This is a genomic window from Zavarzinella formosa DSM 19928 (genome assembly GCF_000255705.1).
Classification (GTDB): Bacteria; Planctomycetota; Planctomycetia; order Gemmatales; family Gemmataceae; genus Zavarzinella; species Zavarzinella formosa.
In genome coordinates, this window is record NZ_JH636453.1 from 117,829 (window position 1) to 125,834 (window position 8,006).

Here is an 8,006-nt window from a genome sequence, read left to right on the forward strand (position 1 = left end):
GCTTCCGCTGGTCGAGCCGCTTCCGCTTCCGCTGGTCGAACCACTGCCGCTGGTCGAACCGCTGCCGCTGTCGGAACCATTTCCACTGCCGCTTCCGCTGGTCGAACCGCTTCCGCTTCCGCTGGTCGAACCGCTGCCGCTGTCGGAACCATTTCCGCTGCCGCTTCCTGTGCCTGGGATCAGTAACACATCGGCATTAAGTTGATAATCGGCTCCTCCTCGCGTGGAAAGAGAATAACTGTCACTCGAAGTCATTCCGCCCGTCGGTCGATATTCGGTCCATTGGTAGGATTCATGGCCGGATTTTGACACTTGGAATTGGTCGAGCCGGAGGTCGGACCCGCCTTCGCCGTTCATCGCGAACGATCCAACCGACTCGTTCACAGGAACCGTCTGGCCTGTGGAATTGGTTATTGTTTGCAGTATTGTCTCCGTGCCCGCCTCCGTCATGTTGGACTGGGCCACGGTGAACTGCGTGCCGTTAAAACTCCCCGAGACATGGGCTGTCAATACATCGTGCCCGGAGTATGTCCACGCCGTGTTGTACCCCGGCCTTGACAGCGTAAAATTCACCGTGACCGTCTCTGTCAAGGAGAAGGTTCCCGCTTCGGTCCCGGTTCGGTTCAATTCATAGACCGAGGATCCGGTTTCAGTAAGGAAGTATTGGCCGTAATTGTCAGTCCCTGATCGTTGGACGGACAACGGGACGGGGGCCGCCGACGCAGTGCCCGTCGGCAGGGCGGATCCGTCGGCGTATACGAGCCAATCGCCGGCGGATCCGCCATGCAACTGCACCAGCGGAGACAACGCGCCGACCGTCGGAGAATTGAACAACCCGCCGCTGACCGCCCCGGCTTCGGCCAGGGGCGAAGGAACAGCCGAGGCGGAGGAACTTCCGGCCTGCGGATTGGGAATTGTGGCAAAGCCGTCGGTGTTGGTCCGGCCAATCAGCCCCGCGCCTCCGTTCGGCAGAGAACTCAATCGCCCGAGACCCGTCGCGCCGCCACCGGCGAGGTTCGTGGGCGGGTCCTCGCCATGTCCCGGAAGGAGCCCCCCGGGATAACTCATCCCCGAGTTGCCGGCTCCGTAGTCTCCGGAAGCCCATGAGGGAGACAACGGGCTGAATTGACCCCGCCCGGCGTCGAACATCGCCGCTCCGTTGGCTGTGTTCATCTGGAGGGGATTGGAAATCTGGCTCAGATCGCCGGACTGAAGTTTTGAAATCGCGTCCGAACCCATCGACCCGGGGCCGTTGGGCGACCAGTTGGCGGGCGTGGTTGATGCCCCGCCGGGCATGCCCGGCATTCCCCCGGACGACCCGCCCCATGACGAAAAATCGCTGAATCCGTGCTGGTCGGCCCCGTGCGCGTCAAAGCCGTTCCCGCCGCCGGAGATTCCCGAAGAACCGCCGGAGCCACCGCTCGTGCCCATGCTCTCCGAACCCATTCCGGAGAAGCCATTGTCGAGAATCTGAGCGAACCCGTCGCTCATCCCATAACCGCCGAACGCCTGCAAAAGCCCGGCATTTGCCAAGTATCCGTGATTTAGCCGGAACTCGTTCGTGACGCTATTGCCGCCGTTTCCGTACCCCTGGCCGGCGGTCAGCAGATTGGCGCTCCCCATCGGGCCATTGCCAATCTGGCCGGCCGACGATGTGAAGTCTCCCCCGAGCAAGCCCGAACTGTTTGGAATGCCAAGCAGCATCTGACCGGGGGAGTTGCGAGGCTCCAGCGGCGGCAGGCTGAGAATTGTTTTTGAGGATTTTGTTCGGGATTTTGAGGGGGCAAGCCAGCGGCGGGCGAGCGACGAAACAGTCCATTGCATGTGGTAAACCAAACGAGGGTGGGGATGCGAGGTCGAGTTCGCACCACTGGGCTGATTGTTACGAGTCCAAACGAGAGAAGTAAATTACCAAGCGAGATCGTCAACAGCCATCAATAAATTAAGAAAACTTCACAAAATGATTGACAGGATTCATCGCACAATTACCACACTAAGGGTTGCCTCGCTCTCAATCGATTTGAGATTTTGGAGATTTTGCCCACATGCGATGCTTGTTTGGCCCCGTCGGCAATCCGTTTTTGAAACAGTATCTTGGCGAATCGACACGCCGTGAACGGATCATCCCGTTTGGTCCTGATCATTTTCCCATCGGTCCCACGGACACTTGGGAAACGATACGGGTTCGGCTCGGCGGGAAGGAACCGGACTGCGTCATTGTCAATCTTGGTTACACCTCCGTTCCCGACTGTGTCTGGACGTTGCCGGTTCCCGTGATCGTCCTCGCGCCGGACTGGCATTTGCTATGGCATCAATATCGTCACTGCCTTCCGTTCGCGGAACTGGCGATCACCGATCCGGCCGGGGTTGAGGCATTTCGTCTCGCGGGTTTCAACGCCGAACCGGGCGAACTGTCGGCCGCCGACCGGCCGACGTCGCGTGATCCGGGAGCCGAACGTGACATCGACGTCGTTTGGGTGGGCAACCTCAACCCCGCCATCCAGCGGGATCGTGCCTGGGTGCTTCAACAACTGGGCCGGATGTCGGATCGATGCCGGGTCGTGGTCCGGGCGAGCCGGGACCAGGAGTTGTTCCGGGATCTTTGCCGCCGTGGCAAGATCGTCGTCGAGTCCGGCGGGCCGGGCGAACGCCGTCGTCAGGCATGGGAGGCCTCCTCGGCGGGAAGCCTGTACCTGGCCGTCGGGGACGGCCGGCTGTTGCCGTCGCCGCTCGGGGACATCGCCTTCACCGAGGAGACGCTGGAGGGAATCATCTGGCGGTACCTCCGCCACGAGGAAGAACGCCGACGTCTGGTCCGCGAGGCTTCGGCCTCGCTGCCTCCCGTGACGTTTGAAGAGTCGTTGAACGCGATCATCGACACAATCATCCGGCAGTTTCCGGAGTTGAAAGCCCGGGCCGCCCGCCGGCCCGCCATGACGCCCCTCGGAAACCTGAGATTGCGGACGGCCCAAGCCCTCCATCAGCCGGAAACCGCCGATCCGACACTGACTCGTGATCTGTTGATCGCCGCCAGGGATCGTTCGCATGCCTCGTTTTGCCAGAACGCCCTCGGGACGCTCCGTCATCGCGGCGGCGGGCCCAATCCATCTCGTAATCACCAAGCGCTGGATGATTTTCGTCAGGCAGTGTCGGCCGGTCCGGGTGATTTGCTGGCCTGCCTGAACCTGTCCGAGGCGCTGGCCCTCACCGGCAATCCCGTGCCGGCTGTTGACGAGGCGAGACGGGGCCTTGCTTTGATCGGAGGCGCTTCGCTCGGCCGGCCGGTTCTCATCGGTGACGGAACCCGTTTTCCACCCGCTTATGACTGGTTTCGGATCGAATGGGAACGGGCCGGTTGGGAACACGCCGGGGATCCGGCGGGGGAGCGAAAGGCCCGCACTGAACTGATCCGCTGGCGGTTGCACTCGCTGATCGCCGAACACACCGGCGACCTGACCCATGCCTACGAAGCCGTCACGGCCCGGCCCGACCTTCCTGTCACGCGTTCTGCTCTCGGTTTGGCTCTGGCCCGCAGCGGGCATGCCTCCGAGGCCCTGAATCATCTGTGGGTCGCCGCCGAACTCAATCCCTTCGACCGCGAGGCAGCCGCGGCGGTCCACGCCCTGATTGATTCACGAGGCGAAGGGTTCAAGGCCCGGCAATTTGCCCGCCGACGCCGATTGCTTGCCGAGACGATTCCGCAGGCCCTGTCATTGGAGCCATGGTTTGCCGACGCGACCCGGCCGGAGGCCGATCTGGCGTCGGTCATCATCCCCTGCCACAATCAACTCACGTACACCCGCCTGTGCGTCGAGAGTGTTTTGCGATCTGTCAACGGCCCTTTTGAACTGGTGCTGATTGACAATGGCTCGACTGACGGAACTTTGGAGTATTTTGAGAGCTTGGCGGGACGGCCCGAGCCGGTGCGGGTGGCGGTCATCCGCAACGAGAAAAACCAAGGATTCCCGGCCGCCTGCAACCAGGGACTTCGGCGGGCCGCCGGGGAATACCTGGTTCTCCTAAACAACGACACAATCACTCCCGCCGGCTGGCTGGAGGGATTAATTCGGGCTGTTCGCAGCAGCCCCGAGATCGGACTGGCGGGGCCGGTGAGCAACAATGCCCCCGACGCCCAGTTTGTGAATGTTCCTTATGTCGATCGGGAGGGCATGGAGGCGTTCGCAGCCGAAAGACGGCGGGATTGGAACGGCCGCTTGCTCCCGACCGGCCGGCTCACCGGTTTCTGCCTGCTAATCCGGCGCGAGGCGTTTGAAAAGATCGGCGGATTGGACGAGCGGTTTGGCCTGGGCTTCTTTGATGACGACGACTGGGGATTGCGGGCCATCCAGGCGGGTTACAAACTCGTGGTCGCACAGGACGCCTTTGTCCATCACTTCGGCAACCGGACTTTCAAGGCGCTCGGTTTGAATATTCGCGAGCGCCTTCGGGAGAATTTCCGGATCTTTGGCGAGAAATGGGGGCCGGAACATACCAAGGGATACCACCTGCCGGGTCCGCCCGCCGAGACGCCCGACCGCCTCGACCCGCTGAACCCGGCCGGGTCGGCCACCCCCGAAGACAAACTGGCGCCCCCCATGAGGGCGAGAGCCTCCGGCCGGCCGAGAGTGTCACTGTCGATGATCGTGCGGAACGAGGAGCATCATTTGCCGGAGTGTCTCGCCTCCGTCCGAGACCTGGTTGACGAGATCGTGGTGGTGGACACCGGATCGACCGACGGCACACGGGAAGTCGCGGCCCGGTTTGGCGCGCGAGTATATGAATTCCCCTGGGCGGACAGTTTTGCCGCGGCCAGGAACGAAAGCCTGCGGCATTGCACCGGCGACTGGATTTTCTGGACCGACGCGGATGACCGCTTTTCGGAGGAGAACCGCGACCGTCTTCGTCGGCTGTTCGCCGGCCTCCCCGACGAGATCGCGGCCTATTCGATCAAAGTGCGCTCGGTCGTCGAGGAGGGCCGTTCGGTTCGCATGTTGGATCAGGTGCGGATTTTTCCCCGGCATCCCGACATCACCTGGAGATATCGGATCCACGAACAAATTCTTCCGGCCGTCAGCGACCTCGGGGGCGCCACTCGATGGACCGATATTGTGGTGGATCACGTTGGATATGCCGACAGTTCGCGGCGATCGGGAAAACTCGACCGAAACCTGCGGTTGTTGCTGCTGGAGGAGGCCGAGCAACCCCGGGAGCCGTTCACTCTGTTCAACCTCGGCCGGACCTATCTGGATCTGAACCGCTCCGCGGAGGCATTGGACATCTTCCGCCGCAGCTTGGACAACGCCTCTCCCTCTCTGTCGATTGTCCGGAAACTATACCCGCTCATCGCCCAGGCACATGCGCGTCTGGGTCAGCACGCCGAGGCAATGGCGGCCTGCCGCGAGGGCCAGTATAAGTTTCCCGACGATGCGGAACTGTTGTTTCAAGAAGCCTCGCTCCATGCAGATGTCCGCGACCCGGCCGCGGCGGAGGCATGCCTGGTTCAGTTGCTTCGCACGAGGCAGGGGGAGTATTTCGACATGGTTGACGCCGGGGTCCGGGGCTACAAGGCGCGTCATCAGCTGGCAAACGCCATGTTTGACCAAAACCGGCCAGCCGAGGCCGAAGCTCAATGGCTCGCGGCCGTGGGGGAACGGGAGGATTTTCTTCCAGCCTGGCAGGGGCTGGGGGATCTGTTCGTGTCCTTGAGCCGATGGGACGACGCCGAACGCGTGCGTCGTCGGCTGGTCGAACTGATGCCCGACTCGGCGGACGCCGAGGTGTTCGGGGCTCGGATTTTGCTTGCCCGTGACATGCCGGGCGCTGTTCGCGAATTGCTGGCGAACGCCATCGCCGGGCACCCCGGCGATGTGAGGCTGCGGATCATGCTGACCCATGCCCTCATTCGGGAGGGAAAGGACTGGCCGGCCACGGAGGCGGCCCTTCGGGATGTTTTAAAAATCGACCCCAACAACGCGGATGCCCGGCATAATTTGAATGTGTTGTTGAACACAATGTGAGCGAAACTTTGAAGGTTGGGGTCACAGACAGGGCGATGGCCCGGAACCACATGATCGTCCACGGTTTCCCGGGCCGCTTCTCCAGGTATTCAGCGCTTGCGGACGGCGTGGTCTCCGAAGGATATGGCCATTGCACTTGGGGTACGCCGCCGGGTGAGCCAGGCGAAAACGGACAACCGATGGCGAGGCCTTCGGAGGCCAAAAACATTATACCCATCCCCGGCCACGTGCTTAGTGACTCTCCGCCGTCGCATCTGGAAAGAGAGCATGGGCCGGAAAGCGCTCACGGAAGGAAGCCAAGGCACGCTCGCAGCGAAATCGCAGGGTGTCCGGATTCTGTGCCAGCAAATCCCCGATTTCACGCCAACTGAGCAGATCAGCGCGCATCTCGATGAGAGCCACCACGTCAGCGGGCAGGTGGCGTCCGAGCAGTTCCAGTAATTCGGCATGACGGCGGGCAACTCCCGCAACATCTGGCGCCGGTGTTGGGTCCAAGTCAGGATCGAACGAGGATTCACGAGGCCCTCCCCGAGCGCTAAGCCGCTTCTGACGGAGGGCGATCCGGCGGTTGTGAATAATCGCCACAGCGTAGCGGAGGACATCTTCAAGGGTGGCGAAGTGGTGTTTGGGGAGCGCCTTGACCAGCCGACAGAATGCTGTCTGAAGCATTGCATTGGTATCGTAAATGGCACGAATGCTCGGTTCGTTACGGCTGACACGGGCAACAGGCTCAAGAGCGGGCAACAACCGTGACCACAATTCCGTGAGAGCGAGCGGATCATGGTCGCGGGCAAGCGCCAGGAGGGCCTCAGCAGAAAGATGCTGATAGTTCATCGCAATTCACCCTGGAATCATGAGATTATTGGGTTTTATACTCCAAAAATTGATTTAAGAGCCTGTGAATTTATGAGATAAATGGCATTTGATTCGCCGTGAATAATGACAGCCCGAATTGGAGGCTTGTCATGGCCAAGCCACTTGTTCCCGATGCGTTGTGCAAGATGATCGAGCCGCCGCCGCCCCCCGGCCAGGCCTCTCCGGTTCCGGTATCCGGGCCGGAAGCGGGTGGGTGACCGGGAAGCCCTGACCGGCATCCTGTTTGTTCTGAAGACGGGGATCACATGGCAGGAACTGCCGGCGGAGACGGTGTGCGGTTGTGGCATGACCCGCTGGCGGCGTCTTCAGGAATGGCAGGCGAGCAAGGTCTGGCTCACCCTGCGCCAGACCTTGCTCGCCCGGCGGACGAGGCCGGAAAGATAGACTGGTCGCGGCCGGCCCTCGACACCTCCTTTGCCCGGGCGCGGGGCGGGGTCGAGGGAAACGGGCCGAATCCCACGGATCGCGGGTGTCCGGGCGTCAAACACCATGTCTTGGTCGACGCCAGCGGCATTCCGCTGGCCGGGGAGATGACCGGGGCCAACGTGCCGGACGGAGCAGGGACGCCGCCCTTGGTCGACAGTGCCGGGCCGCCGGACCCGGAAGGGGAGACGGAGGGGCCGGCCGGGCGAACTGTGCGGTGACCGGGCCTATGACGACGAGGCGCTCCGGGAGGCGTTGGGAGAGCGAATGATCGTGCCCAATCTGGCGAAACGTCGAATGCCGCACGGGGGCGGACTGGGCAAGTTCCGATGGATGGTCGAACGGACGATGGTTGGTTGCATAATTTCAAACGCCTGCGAGTGGTCACGGAAAAGACACAAGAAATGCAACTGGCGTTGTTGAATCCGGGGCTCAGCCTGATTTGTTTTAACTGCTTTTGTGGCCCATAAATTTACAGGCTCTCAAGCGATATGACCACCAATTAGTGCGAATGCTGCCCGCAATTTAGCCCTTGGTCAGTTGTTTATTCTGCCGGGGAGTGAGTTGGGCTCCAAAAACCGGTTGCACACGGATCAACCTCTCCTGAACAGTCGGCGGATGACTGTTTGGCCGGGGCGGGAAGGGCTAAATAGCTCCCACGTCGAACGAAAGTGCGAGTTTGCCGAAAAG

General features: G+C 61.6%; 2 protein-coding genes and 2 pseudogenes. 2 read left to right on the forward strand and 2 right to left on the reverse strand.

The window, feature by feature from the left end:
- Positions 1-1,824 (reverse strand): annotated as a pseudogene (locus BGIM_RS65395) (hypothetical protein); the annotation flags it as partial.
- 221 nt (positions 1,825-2,045) lie between these two features.
- Between BGIM_RS65395 and BGIM_RS59505 the strand changes: the two are divergent.
- Positions 2,046-6,017 carry a glycosyltransferase gene (locus BGIM_RS59505; protein WP_020476120.1) on the forward strand — a complete coding sequence of 1,324 codons (3,972 nt, stop codon included), beginning with the start codon at positions 2,046-2,048 and terminating at the stop codon, positions 6,015-6,017.
- A 231-nt stretch (positions 6,018-6,248) separates the two neighbouring features.
- Here the strand turns inward: BGIM_RS59505 and BGIM_RS0144960 are convergent, their stop codons facing one another.
- Positions 6,249-6,851: an RNA polymerase sigma factor gene (locus BGIM_RS0144960; RefSeq protein ID WP_020476121.1), complete on the reverse strand. Its 603-nt coding sequence runs from the start codon at positions 6,849-6,851 to the stop codon at positions 6,249-6,251.
- Positions 6,852-6,982: 131 nt separating this feature from the next.
- Here BGIM_RS0144960 and BGIM_RS60890 point away from each other — a divergent pair.
- Positions 6,983-7,786: pseudogene (locus BGIM_RS60890) on the forward strand (IS5 family transposase).
- Positions 7,787-8,006 lie beyond the last annotated feature (220 nt).

Excerpts from the sequence above, each read along its gene's own strand:
- BGIM_RS0144960 (WP_020476121.1), bottom strand. The coding sequence starts at position 6,851 with ATGAACTATCAGCATCTTTCTGCTGAGGCCCTCCTGGCGCTTGCCCGC.
- BGIM_RS59505 (WP_020476120.1), top strand. The coding sequence starts at position 2,046 with ATGCGATGCTTGTTTGGCCCCGTCGGCAATCCGTTTTTGAAACAGTAT.